General features: G+C 38.1%; 20 protein-coding genes and 1 pseudogene. 8 read left to right on the top strand and 13 right to left on the bottom strand.

Features of this window, described 5'->3' with window-relative positions; all coding sequences use genetic code 11:
- Positions 1 to 252 precede the first annotated feature (252 nt).
- From ACFIK6_RS04155 to ACFIK6_RS04100, 12 genes are all read right to left on the bottom strand, one after another.
- On the bottom strand, positions 253 to 1,005 hold the full coding sequence (locus ACFIK6_RS04155; RefSeq protein ID WP_375641893.1) for a type IV secretion system protein: 753 nt from the start codon (positions 1,003 to 1,005) through the stop codon (positions 253 to 255).
- The gene (locus ACFIK6_RS04150; protein ID WP_375677402.1) at positions 1,002 to 3,473 is read right to left on the bottom strand and encodes a VirB4 family type IV secretion/conjugal transfer ATPase; all 2,472 of its coding nucleotides are present in this window, start codon (positions 3,471 to 3,473) and stop codon (positions 1,002 to 1,004) included. Before ACFIK6_RS04150 ends, ACFIK6_RS04155 begins: the two co-directional genes overlap by 4 nt.
- A 2-nt stretch (positions 3,474 to 3,475) precedes the next feature.
- Complete coding sequence (locus tag ACFIK6_RS04145; RefSeq protein ID WP_375606609.1) at positions 3,476 to 3,784, bottom strand: type IV secretion system protein VirB3; 309 nt, start codon at positions 3,782 to 3,784, stop codon at positions 3,476 to 3,478.
- A gap of 13 nt (positions 3,785 to 3,797) precedes the next feature.
- The gene (locus tag ACFIK6_RS04140; RefSeq protein ID WP_375677401.1) at positions 3,798 to 4,106 is read right to left on the bottom strand and encodes a conjugal transfer protein; all 309 of its coding nucleotides are present in this window, start codon (positions 4,104 to 4,106) and stop codon (positions 3,798 to 3,800) included.
- A 124-nt stretch (positions 4,107 to 4,230) separates the two neighbouring features.
- Complete coding sequence (trwL, locus tag ACFIK6_RS04135; RefSeq protein ID WP_375677400.1) at positions 4,231 to 4,548, bottom strand: VirB2 family type IV secretion system major pilin TrwL; 318 nt, start codon at positions 4,546 to 4,548, stop codon at positions 4,231 to 4,233.
- 130 nt (positions 4,549 to 4,678) lie between these two features.
- Positions 4,679 to 4,993, bottom strand: a complete 315-nt coding sequence (gene trwL, locus ACFIK6_RS04130; RefSeq protein WP_375677399.1) for a VirB2 family type IV secretion system major pilin TrwL — start codon at positions 4,991 to 4,993, stop codon at positions 4,679 to 4,681.
- A 34-nt stretch (positions 4,994 to 5,027) separates the two neighbouring features.
- Complete coding sequence (gene trwL / locus ACFIK6_RS04125) at positions 5,028 to 5,345, bottom strand: VirB2 family type IV secretion system major pilin TrwL (protein WP_375677398.1); 318 nt, start codon at positions 5,343 to 5,345, stop codon at positions 5,028 to 5,030.
- Positions 5,346 to 5,476: 131 nt separating this feature from the next.
- Entirely contained in the window at positions 5,477 to 5,791 is a 315-nt protein-coding gene (trwL, locus tag ACFIK6_RS04120) for a VirB2 family type IV secretion system major pilin TrwL (RefSeq protein WP_375677397.1), read from the bottom strand.
- A 113-nt stretch (positions 5,792 to 5,904) separates the two neighbouring features.
- Positions 5,905 to 6,228, bottom strand: a complete 324-nt coding sequence (trwL, locus tag ACFIK6_RS04115) for a VirB2 family type IV secretion system major pilin TrwL (protein ID WP_375677396.1) — start codon at positions 6,226 to 6,228, stop codon at positions 5,905 to 5,907.
- Positions 6,191 to 6,490: a KorA family transcriptional regulator gene (gene korA, locus ACFIK6_RS04110; protein WP_375656496.1), complete on the bottom strand. Its 300-nt coding sequence runs from the start codon at positions 6,488 to 6,490 to the stop codon at positions 6,191 to 6,193. Before korA ends, trwL (ACFIK6_RS04115) begins: the two co-directional genes overlap by 38 nt.
- Positions 6,491 to 6,614: 124 nt before the next feature.
- A complete protein-coding gene (locus tag ACFIK6_RS04105) occupies positions 6,615 to 7,250 on the bottom strand; it encodes a TrwN protein (RefSeq protein ID WP_375677395.1) in 636 nt (211 codons plus the stop codon).
- Entirely contained in the window at positions 7,250 to 7,864 is a 615-nt protein-coding gene (locus ACFIK6_RS04100; protein WP_375641886.1) for a hypothetical protein, read from the bottom strand. The genes ACFIK6_RS04105 and ACFIK6_RS04100 overlap by 1 nt, the downstream gene beginning before the upstream one ends.
- Before the next feature lie 128 nt (positions 7,865 to 7,992).
- Here ACFIK6_RS04100 and ACFIK6_RS04095 point away from each other — a divergent pair, with 128 nt between their 5' ends.
- Positions 7,993 to 8,280: an H-NS family nucleoid-associated regulatory protein gene (locus ACFIK6_RS04095; RefSeq protein WP_015857007.1), complete on the top strand. Its 288-nt coding sequence runs from the start codon at positions 7,993 to 7,995 to the stop codon at positions 8,278 to 8,280.
- Positions 8,281 to 9,765: 1,485 nt separating this feature from the next.
- On the opposite strand, the gene ACFIK6_RS04090 is transcribed toward ACFIK6_RS04095, so the two are convergent.
- Entirely contained in the window at positions 9,766 to 11,043 is a 1,278-nt protein-coding gene (locus ACFIK6_RS04090; protein WP_375677394.1) for a ubiquinone biosynthesis hydroxylase, read from the bottom strand.
- Between the two features lie 731 nt (positions 11,044 to 11,774).
- On the opposite strand from ACFIK6_RS04090, the gene ACFIK6_RS04085 reads away from it, so the two are divergent.
- The 7 genes and pseudogenes from ACFIK6_RS04085 to ACFIK6_RS04055 all read left to right on the top strand — a co-directional run bounded on the left by ACFIK6_RS04085 (position 11,775) and on the right by ACFIK6_RS04055 (position 21,525).
- Complete coding sequence (locus tag ACFIK6_RS04085; RefSeq protein ID WP_375641884.1) at positions 11,775 to 14,216, top strand: DNA translocase FtsK 4TM domain-containing protein; 2,442 nt, start codon at positions 11,775 to 11,777, stop codon at positions 14,214 to 14,216.
- A gap of 704 nt (positions 14,217 to 14,920) precedes the next feature.
- Positions 14,921 to 15,193, top strand: a pseudogene (locus ACFIK6_RS04080) (DNA translocase FtsK); the annotation flags it as partial.
- Positions 15,194 to 15,315: 122 nt separating this feature from the next.
- Complete coding sequence (locus ACFIK6_RS04075) at positions 15,316 to 15,924, top strand: outer membrane lipoprotein carrier protein LolA (RefSeq protein WP_375641883.1); 609 nt, start codon at positions 15,316 to 15,318, stop codon at positions 15,922 to 15,924.
- A gap of 30 nt (positions 15,925 to 15,954) precedes the next feature.
- A complete protein-coding gene (locus tag ACFIK6_RS04070) occupies positions 15,955 to 16,770 on the top strand; it encodes an exodeoxyribonuclease III (RefSeq protein ID WP_375641882.1) in 816 nt (271 codons plus the stop codon).
- 61 nt (positions 16,771 to 16,831) lie between these two features.
- Positions 16,832 to 18,313 (top strand): efflux transporter outer membrane subunit, encoded by a 1,482-nt coding sequence (locus tag ACFIK6_RS04065; RefSeq protein ID WP_375641881.1) that lies wholly within the window; start codon positions 16,832 to 16,834, stop codon positions 18,311 to 18,313.
- Positions 18,310 to 19,533, top strand: a complete 1,224-nt coding sequence (locus ACFIK6_RS04060; RefSeq protein ID WP_375641880.1) for an efflux RND transporter periplasmic adaptor subunit — start codon at positions 18,310 to 18,312, stop codon at positions 19,531 to 19,533. The genes ACFIK6_RS04065 and ACFIK6_RS04060 overlap by 4 nt, the downstream gene beginning before the upstream one ends.
- A gap of 3 nt (positions 19,534 to 19,536) precedes the next feature.
- Complete coding sequence (locus tag ACFIK6_RS04055) at positions 19,537 to 21,525, top strand: MacB family efflux pump subunit (RefSeq protein ID WP_375641879.1); 1,989 nt, start codon at positions 19,537 to 19,539, stop codon at positions 21,523 to 21,525.
- Positions 21,526 to 21,703: the final 178 nt, after the last annotated feature.

Here is a 21,703-nt window from a genome sequence, read left to right as displayed (position 1 = left end):
GACATATGTTTTTGTTATCTGATCAATTTTATTGAAAAGTTGCGTGAACACTGTAAAGTCCATGGAATTCCTCTTTAGCGAATTTTCAACTTTATATATGCTTTTTAAGCATTTTTCGTTGAGTTCTTTAGGATAGAATTAAAGGTCGTAGATCTTTTCAGTCTATGAGAGAAAACTGAATATTATGCACTAACCTTTGCTCTTTACGAGCATACAGGAAAAATAATACACGAAATATTGTTATAAAAAGCCTTATCTAATAAATCTTATGGTAGGCATTTTCGTGTTTTTACTATTCAAAATTTTTATGTTATGTTTGTCCTTTTGCTGTTTGATAAGTGTATATTCAGCATTGCGTAAATGTGTGACCATTTGTAGTTTTGCTGTTTCATTTTGTACCATAGCGAGCATTCCAATTATATGTGCTTGTAACTCAGCAATACTTTTTAGGTCTTTTGTTGTCTTGATTTCATTTAATAGTTCTTCAATTTGCTGAAAACGGTTGTTTGCTTCTTCAAAAGTCTTTAAACTTACGGCTTTATCAGTGATGGCTGCATATTGGCTACGCTTGTTGATAAAACTGCTAGATTCATGGACAGAGGCAGAAATCTCTTCTTCTTTTAAAATATTTTCAAGTGATGTAGATAGAGCAGAAGATTTATTTCTATTGTAGAGTGTTTCTGGATTTTTGAGAAAAAAACTGCTGTGATCTGTTTGTGCATTTTTAAGTTTTTTAGTGTCGAACTTTTCGCTTCCCGTTATAGATTCGTGTACCTTTTTTATTTCCTCAAGTTGTTTTTTTAGTGTATCGAGAAGCGGGTCAGGTGGCGCTGTCTTTTGTTGTGGAGGTTTTTTCTTTGATTTTGAACTCCCCAAAAGATTGGGCCACGTAGTTGGAATTGATATACTTAAATCCGCCGCTCCAGCGCCCCAAACCCAAGCCATTGCTGGGTTTGAAACCCCTAAAGTTATTACAACTACTATTGAAATGACCTTTTTTTTCATGTTTCCCTCCTGTCATTTTTTGCGTGCTGTAAGAAAATTGGCAACCATATTGCCGGATCATCACCAACTTCCGTGATAATGCTTTCGACTAATTCTGCGTTATCAGGTGTACCTGATAACACCAAGAGCTCGTCACTAAAGTCGTGTTCGATGGTTTTTCCATCGCGTGTCAGATGGAATTTACCAAGATTCAGTTCTGCAAGCGCAGATTGATCACCTTGCTTAATGAGGAATTGGCGACTAAACTCACCAAGTCCTTTAACGAGTTCAAATTCGGTATCTGTTAGTTTAAAGCCTTTTGTATAATCTTCATAATTTGCTTTGGGGTTGGCTAGAAAAATGTAAGTCGCACACTGTTGAATGAGTGTTTTAGCAATATTACTTTCCAAGGCATCGCTAGGCTCTTGTGTTGCGTAAACAAAAATACCATTTTGTTTACGAATAGTCTTTTGTTTATTTTTCGCTAAATCTTCAAAGTACGGATCTTGCAAAGGCTTCCAAAACTCATCAAAGATATACATAAATCGCTGTCCGCTAATCATACCTTCTGTGCGGTAAAGCAAATACATCATCACTGGGGTGCGAGTTTCAAAATTATCTAAGAATTCCGTAATATCAAAGCCGTAAATTTGATGTGTTGAGAGATCAAGAGCATCATGGGGATTATCAAATAACCATCCATAATCACCACCTTCACACCATTTTAGTAAGCGAGCATGAACAGATGGGTGAGCATTATAATCACTTAAACGTGGATTTGGTAAAAATTGTACCAGAAAGGACAAACGACGGAGTGATTGGTCAATGTTACTGCTCATAACAGACATAACCGCTTTGTTAATTTCTTCTTCGTCGTGATGCGTGACTTCACCACCAGCTTCTGCCAATTTTTTAACAAATTGTTTCAGAAAAATAAGATTTTCTTGTGTGGGTGGGAGTTGGAAAGGGTTGAAACCACTTCTCCTGCCTGGCTTGAATGTTAAATATTTTCCACCCATCGCCCGAATGGCAATTTCCATGCCACGATCTTTATCAAAAACAACAGTTGTTGGACTAAATTTTTGCGCTTGTGCTAACAAAAAGCCAAGTAACACGGTTTTACCGGAACCAGATTGTCCGATAAGTGCGGTATTACCAAGTAAACGTTTATCTGTCGAGTCCTCTTCAAGTTTGGAGGCATGAAAATTGAAATAAAGCGGTGTTTTACTGGTTGTTTTAAGAATTGTGACGGCTGGTCCCCATGGGTTTCCAGTGGGTTTTCCTGACATAAAATTATGAAAAGATGAAAATGATAAAAAGTTCAATGATGTAATTGGAGCAGGACGCGGTCTCCATTTCCAATTGCCAGGAAGTTGTGCCCAATAGCCAGCTTCTATCGCTAAATCTACAGGTTTGGGCAGTACCGCAACGTCTAGTAATGCTGCACTTGCTTTGGCCATATGGTCGCGAACTTGTTGAATTGTATCACCATAGATAGTCAATGTGCAGTGGTGTTCTCCCATGACAAAATGCCCACTGATAAGCTGGTTTAGTGCTTCGTCAATTTGTTCAATTTGGCTCGTTGCCACATCTCTTGCATCAATAAGATTACGCTGATGCCGTTGTAAATAGTCTTTAGCAGCATGTCGAGAAAGCACCGAAAAGCTCTGCGTCAATACGAACTCGAAGTCACTTTCCAACAAAACATTTAATTGCCCTGGTTTGGTTGTTGCATCATATTCTTTAATTTCCAGCATTCCAAATCGACGCATTCCACTGGTTGTGCGCAGTTCACCAAGAGCACCCCATTTTGAGAAAAAAGGCCGATTGATAGACATATAGTCAGCAAAACGGTCATGGCAAATGGGCATAGGGCGATATTCACCATTGACAAGCATTCCAAGGAATTCAAGTGCAGAAGAATAAATATGCCCATTTTTTTCATAAGCACCAAGAAGTTCTGCACCGTAACGGTTTAAAGATTGGCCTAAAGTACGATTGATGTCATTGAGTTCTTTGATACATGAGTCTTGGCGCATCTTTTTTTGATCAAGCGTTTCACGTTCATGTTTAGAAAAGAACGACATAATTTTATCCGCTATCGGTTGGAAAATGACAGTCAGATATAAATCATTGACCATCAAATTATAACCAGTAAAGCTTTGCCGATATTTTTCATCAAGTTGATAGCAAAACATTTGATCAAATGTTGAATCAGGATATTCATAAACACGGCGGCGCACAATATGCGTCCAAAATGATAAATTGGCTGATGCAAGACCCCGTAGAGTATTGTTAAGCTCTTTTATCCATTGAAAAATATCTTCTTCTGAAGCGCTTTGATGTGAACGCCCGTCAATTTTCCAGATTGACAAATATTCCGCATTTTTAGTGGAAATAATCGTATCTGTAATATGATGTGAATAAGGCAAAAACAGGCTTACAGGCGCCTCTGATGCAAGGCGTTTGCTGCTTTCAACAGCTGTCATGTTTATCTCCTTTTACTATAATCAGAGGGACTATAACTTGATGCGCCCCAAAAACCTTTGTTGCGATTGCGAAACTTAGTATCGATCCATAACCACCAGATACGAAACGCCTTATCATCGTTTTTAGTGATTTGCACCATAATGAACCATAATGGAGGTGCCATAATCCACAAAAAGATACTTACTGTCATAGCAATAACAGCGACCCCCATAACCATAACGATAAATGGCATCATGGGGACACCCCATATCGTTGGAACACGTGTCGCTCCTTTGAATAGGGGAAATTCTTTTTGTTCTTGTGATTTCATGGGGGTGCTCTTGTCAGTGGAGATGAAATAATATGTGGCTAATATAAAAGGCTGCACCAGCAATAATGACGCTGAAGGCCCATCGCATAAATGTAGCTCTTGCGATGATGCGAAATATATAAATAAGCAAAAGAAATAAAAGAATAATGATGGCTACGATAGGAATAAGTATACTTAATCCATATTGCATCCCTATGAAAACATCTAAACTCTTTGTTTCCGTCTGAGCATATGCAGATTGAGTTATTAATAGTATAACTGAAGTGATAAAAATAGCACTAATCTCACATATCTTTGATTGAAGCGTATTTAATTGTTTCATATCTTTTATCCCCTTTTAATTAAAGTTGCTATAAATAATATTCCTTTTTTCGTAGTATGAGCGATATTATTACTGGTATACAGCTACTATTCATTTTTATTATTAACTTTATTTATTGTTAACTTTACACTGTTTTAAACAACATTGAGACAAGCTGGGTTGAAGAACCTGCGATGACAACACCGATTGCCCACCGTACAAACGTGTCTTTTCCGATGTAACGTCCTGCATAACCAATTGCTAAACACAAAAGTATAACGGCAGCAGCAATAGGAATAATATGAGTAGTAAGATCTGTTTTCAGAGCTTTTAAAGCATCCGTAGCTTTTAAAGTTTGCGCTTGGGAATGTACAGGATGAACCATAAAAAATGTTGTTATAGCTGCAGAAAGTGTGACGATTTTGTTGTTCTTTTTTGATTTTAAATTATTTAATTTTCTCATTTTTCATTCTTTCAGGAAGCATTTATGAATGCTATGTGTTGTTACTTTATATTAAATGATACTATCATCAGTGTATCTACAATAGATAAATAAAACCTACTTTGTTAAAATTACACTTATATATAATTCATTATGGTTTAAACAACATTGTGACAAGTTGGGTTGAAGAACCTGCAATGACAACACCAATTGCCCAGCGTACAAACGTATCCTTTCCGATGTAACGTCCTGCATAACCAATTGCCAAGCACAACAGGATAACGGCAGCAGCAACAGGAATAATGTTTTTAACAAGATCATCCTGTAAACTTGTTAAAGCTTTGTTCGCTGGAGCCAAAACTTGCGCTTGGGAATGTACAGGGTGAGCCATAAAAAACGCGCTTATAGCTACAGAAGCTGAAATGATTAGATTGTTTTTTGATTTAAAACTATTCAATTTCTTCATTTTTGTTAACCAATAATTACATTTAAATTTATTATTACTTAGTAAATAGCATCCCAACAAGTTCAGTTGCTGAACCTGCAATGACAACACCGATTGCCCATCGTATAAATGTATCTTTTCCGATGTAGCGTCCTGCATAGCCAATTGCTAAGCACAAAAGTATAACAGCGGCAGCAATAGGAATAATATTAGTAGTAAGATCTGTCTTTAGAGCTGTTAAAGCTTTGTTGGCTGGATCCAAAACTTGTGCTTGAGCACATATAGGATGAGTTATAAAAAATGTTGTGGTAGCTGCAGAAATTGTTATGATTCTGTTCTTATTTTTTGATTTTAAATTATTTAATTTTCTCATTTTTCATTCTTTCAGGAAGCATTTATGAATGCTATGTGTTACTATTTTACATTAAATGATACTATACATCAGTGTATCTAAAATAGATAAATAAAACCTATTTTGTTAAAATTATACTTACATATAATTCATTATGGTTTAAACAACATTGTGACAAGTTGGGTTGCAGAACCTGCGACGACAACACCGATTGCCCACCGTACAAATGTATCTTTTCCGATGTAGCGTCCTGCATAACCAATTGCTAAGCACAAGAGGATAAGGGCAGCAGCAACAGGAATAATATGGTCAATAAGATCTGTTTTCAGAGTATCTAAAGCTGTCTTTGCCTTGCCCAAAACTTGCGCTTGAGTGCATATGGGATGTGCCATAGAGAATACGGTTAAAGCTGCAGAAAATGCAATAATTCGATTATTTTTTGATTTAGATTTACTTAATTGTTTCATTTTCTATTCTCTTAAGAGTTTTATCGTTATTTTCAACACCATTGAGATTATTACTAATTTATTTAAAATTAATAAGTAAAATCTATTTTGTTAAAATTATACTTACGTATAATTCATGGAGCTGTTCCAAATAGCATTTTGACAAGTTCAGCTGCTGAACCAGCGATGACAACACCAATTGCCCAGCGTACAAACGTATCCTTTCCGATGTATCGTCCTGCATAACCAATTGCTAAGCACAAGAGGATAACGGCAGCAGCAACAGGGATAATACTGTTAATAAGATCTGTTTTCAGAGCACCTAAAGCTGTCTTTGCGTTGTTTAAAACTTGCGCTTGAGCGCAGATGGGATGTGCCATAGAGAATACGGTTAAAGCTGCAGAAAATAAAGCAATTTTATTACGAGCTGTTGTGTGAAGAATATTTAATTGTTTCATGTTCTTTATCCTGATTAAGATTAAAACTCCCACAAATGACCCCTCGTTCATGAAGAAACTTAAAGAGATATTTTGGATCAGCCCAAGTTCTTAATTTTCCTCTTTGTGTAAGTAACGTATATTTATTTGGCTTTCCGGTGATTGGATCATCGGAAATAAACGTGAAATACCATTCTTTTTCTGAAAGCATCACGACCGTAATCTCACGTGCCGCTTTTTGACTAAATGCTATATCAACGCTGTTTTGTTCTATCATTTTCATTATCTTTGCCCTCAATTAGAAAAGATTTTGTTCAATCTTACTAATTAGAGCTTTAACATTTTCTTATCTACCTTTCATTATAATATCCTATCAAAATTCTAGTGTTTCGTGAAAATATCAGTTGTCACTCTAGCGATCCTCTCGATGAAGAAGAATCTTCAGCTGAAAAAGCATCGCGGGCGCCACTTTCTTTATGTGTAAATGCATCTTCCTCTCCTTTTGAAGAGAGAGGAAGAGAATCTACTTTAGTTGTCTGTTCTGGTTCTTCTTTTTTAAGCTTTACAGGCTCCTGCAAATCTTCATTTTCTTGTACAGCAGCCTTTGCTCCAATATATGAAGTAACTTTCTGCACAGAGATGTTGTTTGAATTTTCTGTATCGTAAAAATTCAGCACAGACTGCAAAGTCGCTTTTTCAAAGATGCGCTTTGATGTTGTTTGTTCATAGCAGTAAGTTAAAGCGCTTTGTTCAGCTTTAATATTTCTGCAAAAATCAAACACATCAAAAAGAGAACACAATTTCACATTTCCAACACTAATTTTCCCTGAAATTATGTTGAAATTATGTTTATTCTGTTTAAACTGTTCAGCTGTTGCGATTGTTTTCTCAAGCTGAGATGATTGATAAAACAAGTTATCTTTATCATCTGTTACATAGACATTGTCCTGTGCTTCTTGCTCGGCGATAACTGAAAATGTCATGGGGGGGGGCGTATTGGACATGTATGCAGCAGCAAAAAATGTTAAATCTGGAACAATCATTAGCAATACACCTTATTATGAAGAATTTTATTAATATAAATGCTCATTCTTTGTGGTGCTTTTTCTCGTTGTTTTTTGATTTTATAAATTTGCAGAACGAGATTGTTTAGCTTAGAATATCCCTTGTGATTATTGTTTTGTTTTCTCCTAAGAATATTTTTAATATATGCGAATATCCAACAAGAAAGATAAAAGCGTGGAACAAAATAGAGCATATTACGCCAACCAATATTATTGGAACCACGAGAAAAGACGGAGTTTTTAAAAAATAATAATCTTCGATACTGTATTGAAGCTGCTTGTTTTATATAATTCTCTAGTTGAAAAAATCTCTTCAAAAAACATTTATACGAAGTAAAAAGCCGCTGTGTGTGAGCGGAGGTTTTATTGTTATAACGAACTACACCATCATTATACAGAGAGGGCTTGTTCTTTGTTGCGTATTGCCATAACTTATAGAGTGATGATTTATATTTACTTTTGACACCTGATTTATGAGAGTCAGAGAGGTGTGATGGTGCTTGAGCACTGCATTTAGTAGTTCCAGCAATTGAACTGAAAAAAGATGCAGTGGTGGTAATTGATATACCAATAAATAGCTCTTTGTGGTCCAAAGCACATCTCCGTCAAAGTGATATATGTATCGTAATTTTAATTTCGATAATAAATAGACAGAAATTGTCTATAATTGTGTTTAAAATATGGCAAGAAAAGATTCTTTTTTGCAAGGGGAGTAATTAAGGTGAATGATCTCAAGAATATGAATTTTGATGAACTACAAGAGATGCGTACACAAATCGATGTGGAATTAAAAAAACGGCAAGCAAAGGAAAAGCAAAATGCGCGACGAAAAATTCTTGAAATTGCTAATGCCCATGGAATTGATATCGCTGATCTTGTAAGCAAAGAGCGCCATTATAGAAATCCCAATAACCAATGGGAATTATGGAATGGGCGTGGACGTAGACCTAAGTGGATTAAAGAGTGGTTGGAGAATGGGTATACACTTGATGAACTCGAAGTAACGTAACACGTGTGCGATATTTAAAAGATAAGGGAATACCAAGGAATGTAAATGCAAGAAGTGTGCTCTTTTGGGTAATTTGATTGTATAAACATACTGAACAAATATATTAAAGTATTGAGTGACCAAATACAATGATAGGGAGCATGAACAAATTTATTTAAATGCAAAAGGTTTTGTTGTTATAATCTGGCAAGCATAATGATAATGCCAGATTAAAATATTATAATTGCTTTTTGGCATTTGAGAGAGGGGGATATTTTGCTTCTTTTTATCGTTTTATTGACATTGCTCTTTTTCGTCTATGCAAATAAAGAGTTTTATCAATTAAGAGGTTGATAAATTAGCATACTTATATTTTTGAAATACTGTTCTGTAGAACAATCCTGATATTATAGAGTTTGTTTGGCCTTTTTTCTGTAAGATATATATGAGGCATTTACTTTGTTTATCGTTGGTTTAATTGAGATGAGTGAGTGTGTAGAAAATGAAAAATTTCTATGGCTGTTGTGGGTTTATAGAATTTATGACATATTTTTGAGCGTTTGTGATTAAAATTCATTTGTGAGCATTTATGAATAATGAATAAAGAGCGTATTTGAAAATAAAAGAATTGGGTTATTTCTATTGCGGTTTATCTTCTTTTATGGTGTGAAATAGGGGGGTGATATACAGGTTTACAATTGTGTGTGATGGTATAGAGTACGGAACACTTTAATTATATATCAGAATATTTTTCCTGAAATCATGTGGTATTCCACAATAAGTTAAAGAGTCTGTTTGAGAAACAGAATGCTCCAAACGCAATACATTTGTGTTACCAATTTACGCGCTTTTTTAAAAAAAACGTTTCAAAGCAATTAAGCTTATTTTACGGCGCTTCTCGTGAATAGTATAACGTAAAAGTTCCTATGATCATATAAGATCCATTGTAGTCCACCATTTTTTACTTCAATAAAAAGTGTAAGCTGGCGCCATTATACACTTACTTGCTTCCACTGCTGCTAAAGCTCTTGGTACTTGAGAGGGGGAGGCTTTTTATTGCTTTGTTTAATTGTTTTTATTTATAGGACACTCTCGCTTGTGATGTGCAAGCGAATGATTTTGATTGCTTTAACATGAGAGAGATTTGAAATAAGAGTATTTTATGATCTTCAGCTTTCTCATTCAATATAAGAATAATGAATTATTATTATAAATAAAAGTGTTGTGTGCTAAAAAGTCTTGTTTATTTCGTTATGACGTGAAATGTCTTCTTTTATGGTGTGGAGGTATAAGGCAACTTTTTTGAGACATTTTTTTTCAGTGCGTAGTGAATATTCTTAGAATGTAGCTTGCTTGTCGAGTCTTATGTGAAGTGAAATATGGGAGGAGGAAGTCAAGAGAGAATTACTCGACAGGAATCTGGTTTGTAAACAGATTGTATGAGATAGGAGTTTTTTGTTCTTTGAAGGAGAGAGGTAAAGGTTGTAGAATGGTATGAATTTTTTCTTAAAGTGGGAAGCCTTGTAGAAGACGTGGGGCATTTGGAGTGAGTCCGGCAGCTTCTTGAATGAAGTATTTTTTTATTTTGGGCGCTTGATTAATGATTCCAAGGCCGGTATCGCGGAGCATCCGTAAAAGAAGGCTATCATTAGAAAAGAGTTTATTAAGCCAATCATTGCTTAAAGCCATACGGACGATTTCAAAACGTCTCCAGCTTTGATAGCGCTCTAAAGCAGTGAGAGAGCCAATGTCAAGGCCTAGACGTGCTGTTTCAATAATCACTTCAGCGAGGGCAGCGCTATCGCGTAATCCTAAATTGAGTCCTTGTCCTGCAATGGGGTGGATGGTATGGGCGGCATCACCAACGAGAGCAAAACGTGGTTTAACGCATTGACGTGTTAAAGAAAGACTCAAAGGAAAAGCTTGACGTTCGCCATCCCAAGAGAGTTTGCCTAATCGATGGCCAATGCGTCTTTCGAGTTCTGCTTCAAAAATAAGTTCATCAGCTTTGAGATAATATTGCGCAGTTTTATGACCTTCATTCCACACAATGGCGGATCGGTTGCCTTTGAGAGGGAGAAGAGCAAAAGGACCGGCAGGTAAAAAATGTTGAATTGCTTGACCATTATGAGGTTTTTCATGTTCAACTGTGCAGATGATTGCTGTTTGTTTATAGGGATGAGAAAAGTTTTTAAGGCCTGCTTTTTGGCGTAATTTCGAATGGGCTCCATCGGCTGCAATAAGCAATTTTGTTTGCCAAACCTCTTCATTATTTAAAGTGACAGTTGTATGCTGGTCTTCTTGATGAAAATCAATGACACGCGTGTTTGCAATAACAGGGATATTGAGATCTTTGACACGTTTTTTTAAAGTGTTGATGAGCTCTCTATGCTCTACCATAGCAGCAAAGGGCTCACCAGGGTTAATGTCGCCTTCAAAGGTTAAAAGAGTGGGTTTGACAGGATCACTTGTGCTTGTATCTGTGATGATCATTGAATGAATGGGTTGCGCATAGGGTTTTATAGGTTCCCAACATTGTAATTGTTTTAACATACGAATAGAAGCAGCAGCAAGGGCAATGGTTCGTATGTTAGAAGCAGGGGTATCTCCTTGTGGAGCAGCATCAACGATTTTTATTTTCAGATTAGGGGCTGTTTGTTTGAGTGCTATCGCTAGAGTTAAACCGACAGCCGCTCCTCCTGCAATGAGCAGATCACATTGTTTCGTTTTATGAGATTTTATTTTTTTATTGGGTTGTACGTCTTTATTGCGATTAGAACACACAATACTTCTTCCATTGTTTATAGTTTGCTTTCTTTTAAAAAGAATATCTTTTTACATTGCCTAACATATCTTAACTTTTACTTTTCTCTCTGCTTTATAAAACGAGGTTTATTTTTAGCGCCAATCTGATGATAGATTGGTTTTTCAGAGTTCTTCTGCTTAATCATTTATGTGACTCATTTTGCAGATTTATCGGATAAGCTTTTTTTGAATATCCTCTTCAATTCTTTTTACACTTGGTTGATAAAAAAGAAAACTAAAAATAAACAAAGGTGGTCGTGTATTTTTAAGTTGTATGAGTTACTTCAGTGTTACCTGTTCTGAAGGGGGACATTTAGTTAGTATGATAGATAAAAAATTGTGTTCATTCGTGATGGTTAAAACAGTATTCATATTTTGCCGTTATCATGATGTAGCGTAAAAAACATCATCTGTTTAGGAAGGTGCTGTAGCACCCATGTAACACTTTACACATGAGGTATTTTTTGGTTGATCGTGTGATAAATATTCAGGAAAAGCTTTTTATCCGCCTTATGAAGGATTGTCTCTTAGAGTGGTAGTATATGAATGATATGAAGTGGTTAGAAGGTAGAACGCGCTAGATGAGAAGTCGGATTGTTTACAGGCTATTTGTTTACAAATCGGCATAGAGTTTAAGCTTCATCCTTTTTAAGAGAGAGAGGGAGTTATAACTCTTTAAAATATGAAAGTTTTGTATTTGGAATTGATAGATGCACCGAAGTTCTTCTCCTTATGATTCATTAGAAGTGCGAAATTCTCAAAGTTCGCGTCTTATTGAGATGTTTTTACGTCAGATAGGGGTGTTTATTGGGCTTGGGCTTTTGGGCTTTATTATTTTTTGTGTGTTTGCTTTGGCGACGTGGAATGTTGCGGACCCATCTTTAACCCATGCAAGTACAAATGAGGTTACAAACCTTATGGGGTGGATGGGGGCAATTTTTTCAGATTTTATTATGCAGTTTTTTGGCTTGGCAAGTCTTGCTGTTTTGTTGCCGCCGTTATTTTGGTCTTTTCTCTTGTTGGCGCAAAAGAATATCTACAATTTGACTTTTCGCTTTTTTTTATGGGTGCTATCAACCATTTGTTTTTTAATTGCTTTTGCCCTTATGTCACCTGTTGCTTCTTTTACTTATTGGCCATTGCCAATGGGATTGGGAGGGGTTTTAGGAGATAAAGTTTTAAGTGTTGCTTCTTCAGTCTTTCCTCTTTTTCTTTCTCCTCCTTACACGGTGTTTTTCAGTGTTGTTTTTATTCTTTTAGGGTTTTTTACTGCTGCTTTTGCTGGCAATGTGATATGGCGGCGTCGAACAAAGAAAAGAAAAGAAAAAAGTATTCCAAAAGACGAAATCGTTAATCCAGTTTTTGAGTTGGAAGAAGATACGGAATATGCCGCAGAGGATGAACGTGAAAATCATGGTTTTTTTGCGACAACTTGCGGCGCTTTTTTACATCTTTTTTATTTTTTACAAGCGCGTTTTTTTCGTTTGTTCTGTTTCAAAAGGCGTTTTCAAAGTAAAGGGAAAGGAAAGTCATTTGATCGGATTGAGCCAACTTTTTTGGGTGAAAAAGTAAAGTGTGAGGAAAATCAAAATAAAGCCTATGTTTCTCCTGCTAAAAATCGAAAGTCTTTAACAGCTTCTTCAAATGGTGGTTTTGTTCTTCCTCTTGTAGATTATCTTTCGGTTCCACCGCCGTCTGTTAGGGATGCAAAACTTTCTCCTGCTGTTTTAAGAGCAAATTCTCAGGAACTTGAAGGGGTTTTGTTAGATTTTGGAGTCAAGGGGCAAATTATTGATGCTTGTCCTGGACCGGTGGTAACTTTGTATGAATTTGAACCGGCTGCTGGCATTAAGTCCTCCCGTATCATTGGTTTGGCAGATGATATTGCACGCTCAATGCGTGCGATTTCGGCGCGTGTTGCGGTGGTTCCAGGACGCAATGTGATTGGAATAGAATTGCCTAATGCAAAGCGTGAGATGGTTTATTTACGAGAAATGTTGCAGGCGCAAGAATTTATTGACAGCAAAGCAAAGCTAGGACTTGCTTTGGGTAAGACAATCGGGGGAGAAGCTGTTATTGCAGATTTAGCAAAAATGCCCCATCTTTTGGTTGCTGGTACAACAGGATCGGGAAAGTCTGTTGCTATCAATACAATGATTTTATCATTGCTTTATCGTATGACACCTGAACAATGTCGTCTCATTATGGTGGATCCGAAAATGCTTGAGCTTTCAGTTTATGATGGCATTCCTCATTTATTAACACCCGTGGTGACAGATCCTAAAAAAGCCGTGATTGCTTTAAAGTGGGCTGTGCGTGAAATGGAAGAGCGCTATAGTAAAATGTCAAAATTAGGCGTTCGTAATATTGATGGGTTTAATGCACGTCTTAGGGAAGCAGCAAGTCAGGGAGAGACAATGGCGCGGACAATTCAAGTTGGATTTGATCGCGAGACCGGAGAGCCTCTTTATGAAACGGAAACGCTTGATTTTAGTCCTATGCCCTATATTGTTGTCATTATTGATGAAATGGCTGATTTGATGATGGTTGCTGGTAAAGATATTGAAGGCGCGGTTCAACGTTTAGCACAAATGGCACGTGCTGCCGGTATCCACGTAATTATGGCGACGCAGCGTCCTTCTGTCGATGTTATTACTGGGACGATCAAAGCTAATTTTCCTACACGTATTTCTTTTTCAGTGAGTTCAAAAATCGATAGCCGAACAATTTTAGGCGAGCAGGGGGCTGAGCAGTTATTGGGACAAGGAGATATGCTTTTTATGATGGGAGGAGGACGTGTTCAACGTGTGCATGGTCCTTTTGTTGCGGATGATGAAGTGGAGCAGGTTGTTGCGCATCTCAAAGCACAAGCACGACCGGATTATTTGGAAACAATTACGCAAGAAGTTGAAGAGGATGGTGCCGATGTTTCTTTGGCTTCTCCTTCAGAAGATGATCCTTATAGCCAAGCTGTTGCTATTGTGCTTCGTGATCGTAAGGCTTCGACTTCCTATATTCAACGCCGTTTAGGCATTGGTTATAACCGTGCTGCGACATTGATTGAGAGGATGGAAGAAGAAGGTATCATTAGTCCAGCAAATCACGCAGGGAAACGAGAAATTTTAGTGCCTGCCGAAGAAGAACGCTTTTGAAAAATCTTTATAGTTGCTTTTATAATATCTTATAAAACAAGTGTTTATTCTACTGTATCGTAGAAAGTCTGCATTTTCATATACCAGTTCTCGATTTGCGATAGCTCCTTGGCACTTGAGACTCTTTATAAGGGGATTCTTATATCTCATATAACTTTTATCCATACACCAACCTTGCTTGTAACGTGCAAGCAAATGATGTGAATTAATTCAATATGAGAGAGTATAAGATGAGAGAATCTTACTGTATTTGGCGTTATGATTTAAGTTAAAAAGATAATTTATTATAAATCAATATCTTGGTATAAAATAATGTCATTGCGAATGTAGGGGTATAAAAGCATGTAAGTCTTGATATTTAAGTGTCTTTTAAAGTGCGCTCTAAATATTTAGGGCAAGGCTTATCTGTCGAGCCTTATATAAATGAATCTATGGGGTAGGAAGCTAAGTGAAATCTGCTAAACTTCAAACTGTTTACAGATTGGTTCCGGTGGAAATTTTTATTCTTTTGGGTTGGAAGGAAGTCAAAAAAGCATTTTTGCCACTTAAAAAAGCTTTTAGATTCGCGAGCAATATGCTTAGTACTTAATCCGTTATGTATTGACTATAATTTATGTTGTTTCATAGATTAGGAGTGGGAAAGAATATATTATGCGTTTAGAAAAGCAGGAATTTGGATGCTTTCGGAAACTTAAATGCAGACTGATTATTTGGAAATGATACCGCAAGAGCTTGCAAGAAATAAAGAAGGATGTTTTTTATCTTTTTCTTTAGTAGATGATCCCTATAGTCAAGCTGTTGCTATTGTGTTTCGTGATCGTAAGGCTTCAGCTTCTTATATTCAATGTCTTTTAGGTATTGATTATAATCGTGCCACAACATTGATTGAAAAGATGGAAGAAGAAGGTATCATTAGTCTAGTAAATGATATGGTTAAGCGGAAAGTTTTTGAGACTGTCGAAGAAGAATACTTTTAAAAATCTTTTGATAGTTTTTTCAAACAATATCTTATATTTTATAAAGAAGGGTATTTATTCATCGTTGGTCACTTAAGTTATAAATTATAAAGTCAATTAAGCATTGCTTGGGAGCATTTTTTATGAAAACGTCTTTTTTGCCGCAAAGAAGAGTCTTTGGGTTGGTGGGAATTATTATCTTTTGGTATTTCACTTTTCCTGTTTTTTCGCAAGCATCTAATAAAGTGATAAAGGCGCAAAATGTTGTAAATCACTTTGCGGCAATCAAAACAATGACAGGTGATTTTATCCAGTTTAGTCCAAAGGGGAAAATGTCTCAGGGGACATTTTATTTAGAGCGCCCAGGGAAAATTCGTTTCATTTACAAAAAAATGCCTTTACAGATTATTGCAGATGGCCAATTTGTAGGTATTAACAATCGGGCTTTGAATACTTGGAATTTTTCACAACTTTCGCAAACGCCAATGAAGTTTTTGCTAGATGATAAAATTGATGTATCTTCTGGGCGGTTATTCGCATTTCGCGAAGATCCAGGGGCGGTGACGATTGTTCTGCGTGATAAAACGATTGGGGCAGGGCAAATAAGGATGGTTTTTGATTCTAAAGGCTCTGCTTTGCGGCAGTGGACAATTGTTGACCAACAAAATTTGGAAACTACTGTGCAGATTATGAATGTGCGGACAGACGTCCGGTTCGCTAATGGAATGTTTACACTTCCTTCGAAGAAATAGTGCTGTGTTATTTCATTGGGATTGAAATGGATGTTCTTTCGTATTGCAACTTGGAATATTAATTCTATTCGTTTGCGTCTTGCACAGGTTTTTCAGTATTTGGAACTCTTTTCCGCAGATGTTTTGTGCCTACAGGAAACGAAATGTCCAGATGCTTTATTTCCAGTGGAGGCTTTTGAAGCAGCGGGTTATAAGCATATCGCATTGAGTGGACAAAAATCTTATAACGGGGTGGCTATTGTTTCTCGTTTGCCTTTTAAAAAGGTAGAAAAGCGTTTCTTTTGCCAAAACCAAGATTGCCGTTATATCTCAGTTATTGTGGAAGCCTATGGGAGAAGCTTGCGGATTCATAATTTTTATGTTCCTGCTGGGGGAGATATTCCTGATGCTGATGTGAATGAAAAATTTCGGCATAAGCTTGATTTTTTAGAAGAAATGTCCTCCATTTGTGCTGATCAAGGAGATGGTCTTTCTTCTCTTTTGGTGGGCGATTTGAATATTGCTCCTTTGGCAGAGGATGTTTGGTCTCATCAGCAATTGTTGAAGGTTGTAAGCCATACTCCCATTGAAACCGAGCGTTTAAAAGCTTTGTGTTGTCAAGGTGGATGGGTTGATCTCATGCGGTTGCATATCCCTGTTCCTACCAAGCTTTACACATGGTGGAGTTATCGTGCACGCGATTGGGCATTTACCGATTATGGGCGGCGGCTTGATCATGTTTGGTCTTCTCAAGATTTAGTACCTTTTGTTGTAGATCTTTCGATTTTTCGTGATGCGCGCGGATGGGAACGTCCTTCAGATCATATTCCTGTGCAAACTGTGTTTGATTTTTCACGTCAAGTTTGAAATAAGAGGTAAATAAAGTATTAATATTAAATAATGATTCTGAAAGAATGCGGGAGACTGAATGTATATCAGAAATCTCAAATGGGGCGCTTCTCGTGGATTATTTTCTAGTGTCTTGTTGTGTTTGCTTTTGTCAGGATGTATGGTTGGTCCTAATTACCAGAAAACATCTTTTCGTGTTCCAGCAGTTTGGGGAGAAAAATCTGCACAGATTGCAAGGCAGTCAGTTGCGCTTGCCGGATGGTGGCGGCGTTTGAATGACCCTGTTCTAGATGCGTTAATGGATTACGCGATTTCTGGAAATAATAATGTTGCTGTTGCCAAAGCGCGGGTACGTGAGGCGCGTGCGGGTTTGGGACAGGTTGTGGGAACTCTTTTGCCAAATGTGTCCAATTCAATTTCAGGAACCCGTAGTCGTTCTGGACAGTCTGATGTGTCTTTAAACCAGTATAGTAGTGGTTTTGATGCAAGCTGGGAGCTTGATTTTTTTGGTGGGCATAAACGAGCGGTTGAAGCAGCGCGTTATGGTCTTGATGCGGCTGTGGAAGATATGCGCGCTACCATGGTGACACTGCTTGGAGATGTGGCAACAAATTATGTGCAAATGCGTGGTTGGCAACAAAAGTTGTTTATTGTGCGGCAAATTGCTGTATCACAACGTAAAACCTATGAATTGATGCGCGCTAGATTAAAAGCTGGTGATGTTTCAGAGCTCGATGTTTCAAATGCGCAAGCACAAATGGCAAATACAGAAGCAGATATATCACAGATGGAAGCGAATTTAGCAATGAGCGTTCATCGCCTTTCTGTCTTAACAGGTCGTGTGCCGACGGCATTGAAGGATCTTTTACAAAAAAATGCTAAGCATGCAAAGATACCACAACCACATTGGCCAATACCAGCAGGAATTCCGGCTGATATTTTATTAACACGTCCGGATTTACGACGGGCGGAGCGTCAATATGCGCAAGCGACAGCGCGAATTGGTCAACGTGAAGCAGATCGCTATCCATCACTTACTTTAACAGGTAATATTTCGACAGCAGCAACGGCAATTGATCAGTTATGGAAAAATTCAACGATTGGCTGGTCTTTTGGACCTGGTCTGCGTTTTCCTCTTTTTAATGGAGGTCAGGTTGAGGCTTCTATTGTGGTAGCGCGTGCACAGCGTGATCAAGCTTTTATTGCTTATCGAGCTGCTGTGTTGGAGGCTTTAGAAGATGTAGAAAATGCGCTTGTAAGATTAACGAAGGAACATCAACGCTTAGAAAAGCTAATCGTTGCGAATAAAGCGTCTCTTCATTCCTTAAAACTTTCACGGAGCCTTTTTGAGAATGGAAATACTAGTTTTCTTGAATTGTTAAATGCTGATCGCTCTTATTATTCTGCACAAATGGCGCTTAAAGATAGCCGTGTTTCTTTGGTTACGCAATATATCACGTTGATGAAAGCATTGGGGGGAGGCTGGGATGGCGTTGTTGATGTATCGCGTCCAGAAGTCGTTGATAATGCACCTCGTTCGCGTGCAAAGGTAGGGAAATGAAAAAAAACTTACTCAAAAATTTCATTACAAAACACAAAAAACTTTCCTTCTTTTTAACTGCTATATTTCTCATTCTCTTGTTGTGTTTACGTTCTGTTTTTTTTGGAACATCTACTCCAACTTATATCACAGCAGTGGTGAAGCGTGGAGATATTGAGGAAAGTGTTTTAGCTTCTGGTCTTGTGCGTCCTTATCGGTTGGTGGCTGTTGGTGCGCGTGCAACAGGGCGTGTGGTGTCAATGCGCGTTTCCCCTGGGAGTGTTGTGAAAGAAGGCGATCTCTTGGCAGAAATTGATCCTACAGATCAGGAAAATGATTTAAAAAGAAAAAAAGCAGCATTATCGCATTATTATGCGAGTTTAGTAGAGCAAGAAGCCTATCTTTCTCTTGCACAGAAAAATTTAGAGCGTCAGAAAAAAATGATCGAAACACGTGCGATTTCACGGGCGAACCTCGATGAGGCTACGACACAGGTGAAAATACGCGAGGCACAAATTGAACAACTTCGTCAGCAGATTGTGCAAGCACAAATTGATGTAGAAAGTGCAGAGGTTAATTTAGGTTATACACGCATCACGGCTCCTTCAGCGGGAACGGTTTTGGCAACAGTGGTGGAAGAAGGGCAAAATGTGAATGCGGTTCAGTCGGCGCCAACAATTGTTATTTTGGGTGATTTATCAAAGATGACGATCAAGGCGCAAATCTCAGAAGCCGATATTCTTAAAGTCCAAGCTGGACAACCACTTTATTTTACAGTTCTAGGTAATTCTCAGCGTCGTTATGAAGGCGTTTTAGAAAAGGTAGAACCGGCTCCTGAAGCAATTCGTGCTGATGTGAGTATTAATCCTGGTATGGTGGGCGGTTCTAGTGCTTTAATATCGTCGGCTATCTATTACAATGGAATTCTACATGTTGATAATGCGGACAATTTTTTGCGAACCTATATGACTGCTCAAGTTCATATTATCTTAGGGCGCGCGCAGAATGTCTTGTTGGTTCCAAGTGATGCTTTACGCGATGAGACAAGAGAGCGTAAAGCATGGGTTTCTGTTTTGGTGGGGGAAAATAAGGTGGTTACTAAACAGGTGAGCGTTGGGTTGAATAACAAGGTTATGGCAGAGATTGTTTCAGGACTTAACGAGGGTGATGTTGTCATCACCGGCTCGTCTGATGGAGTGATGCCAGAGTCTTCTAACATGCATAGCGAAGACGAGAGTTAAACCATGAACACGAACCAAGCAGATGCTGTCTTCGTCTTGGAAAATATTGTGCGCAAATTTCCCGCGGGCGAAACGTTTGTTACCGTTTTGAAAAATATCAATCTTACCATTAAACGTGGTGAAATGGTAGCGATTGTGGGAGCTTCTGGTTCAGGAAAATCTACATTGATGAATATCTTAGGCTGTCTTGATCGGGCAACTTCTGGCCGTTATTGGATCTCTGGTAAAGAAACAGCTTCCCTTTCTGCTGATGAATTGTCGGCTTTGCGACGTAATCATTTTGGTTTTATTTTTCAGCGCTACCATTTGTTGAATGAATTGACAGCTCTTGGTAATGTTGAAATTCCGGCTATTTATGCGGGATGTGCCGTGGAAGCAAGGAAAAAGCGTGCACAAGATCTTTTAACGCGTTTGGGCATGGGTGATCGGGTCAATCATCGTCCAAATCAGCTTTCCGGTGGTCAGCAACAACGTGTTTCTATTGCCCGTGCGCTCATGAATAATGCGGAGGTTATTCTTGCAGATGAACCAACTGGTGCATTGGACAAAAAGAGTGGGCAAGAAGTATTGCGTATTTTGGATGAACTTCATCAAGAAGGGCGTACCATTATCATTGTAACCCATGATATGCAGGTGGCTGAAAGAGCAGAGCGTATTATCGAAATCAGTGATGGGGAAATTATTGCCGATAAGCGGTCAAAGGTTGCAAAAACAAAAGTTGGTGGAAAATCTCTTCAGGAACAACAAAATCTAAAGGGCCAACAAAAACTGGGCTTTTTTCGTTCTTTTGTTGAGCGATTCCGTGAGGCGTTTGTCATGGCTTTGTTAGCAATGAATGCACATCGAATGCGAACTTTTTTAACAATGCTTGGGGTGATTATCGGTATTGGGGCGATTATTGCTATGGTGGCTTTAGGGAATGGTACACGAGAGAAGATTCTGGAAAATTTTAAAAGTTTGGGTGCTAATACATTAACTATTTTTCCTGGCAAAAGTTTTTCTGATCCACAAGCAGAGAAAATAACAAGTCTTGTTGAAGCTGATGCAGAAGCCTTGTCTGGGTTACCTTATGTTTCTGGTGTAACACCACAGATTTCAACAAGCTCGAAAGTGCGTTTTGGCGCAGTTGAAGTCAATGCCGTCATTGTGGGGGTGGGGGAACAATTTTTTCAGACACAGGGGCTTAAAATTTTCAAAGGACAGTTTTTTGATCAAAAAAGTGTGCATGATCGGGCGGTTGATCTCGTGATTGAGAAAGAAGCATTGTCTATTCTTTTTCCCCATAGCCATGAAAGCCCCCTTGGAAAGGTGGTGCTTGTGGGTAATGTTCCAGCGCGTATTATTGGTGTTGTTGATTCGCAAAACCAAGCAAGTGGAAACACATCGAATACATTACAGCTTTATTTACCTTATACAACAGTACAGACGCGTTTTCTTGGCACAACAGAAGTTCGTGCAATTACCGTTAGGGTTGCTGATGATATTGATTCACATTTAGCGGAGACCATGGTGAAACGTTTTCTCATTATGCGGCATGGCGGGGAAGATTTTTTCATTAGAAATTCTGAATTCTTCCGTGAACGTGTTATGGAGAGTACAAATGTTTTAACACTTTTAATTTCTTCAATTGCAGCTATTTCATTGATTGTGGGAGGTATTGGGGTGATGAATATTATGCTGGTCACCGTTTCTGAGCGGATTAATGAAATCGGCGTGCGTATGGCAGTTGGTGCACGGCAAAGTGATATTTTGCAGCAATTTCTCATTGAAGCGATTTTGGTTTGTGTGATTGGTGGTGGTTTGGGGATCTTGTTTGGATTTTCTATCGGTGGCTTGTTTCTTCTGTTTAAGGCACCTATCCATTTGGTTTATACCATTGAATCAGTCCTTATGTCTCTTACTTTTTCAACCCTCATTGGAATATGTTTTGGCTTTTCACCAGCGCGGCAAGCTTCACGGCTTGACCCTGTTGTTGCCCTCTCACGCGATTAGGCTGTATCAATAAGGGCATGTTTGTTGTGATGTTTTCCACTTGGATGAAACGTTTATGAAGCAAAACATGAATGGGAAGTTTAGTATTATTCGCTGCTCTATATTAGAAAATGTTTTATTCGATAAGTGGAGCGTACCACTAGAGGTGAACGTTTCTTATAGCGCGCCACATCATGTG

It is taken from the genome of Bartonella sp. AS69XJJH (genome assembly GCF_042195585.1).
Classification (GTDB): Bacteria; Pseudomonadota; Alphaproteobacteria; order Rhizobiales; family Rhizobiaceae; genus Bartonella.
Note: the sequence above shows the minus strand (reverse complement) of the source record. Positions and strands in the feature narration are given on the sequence as shown.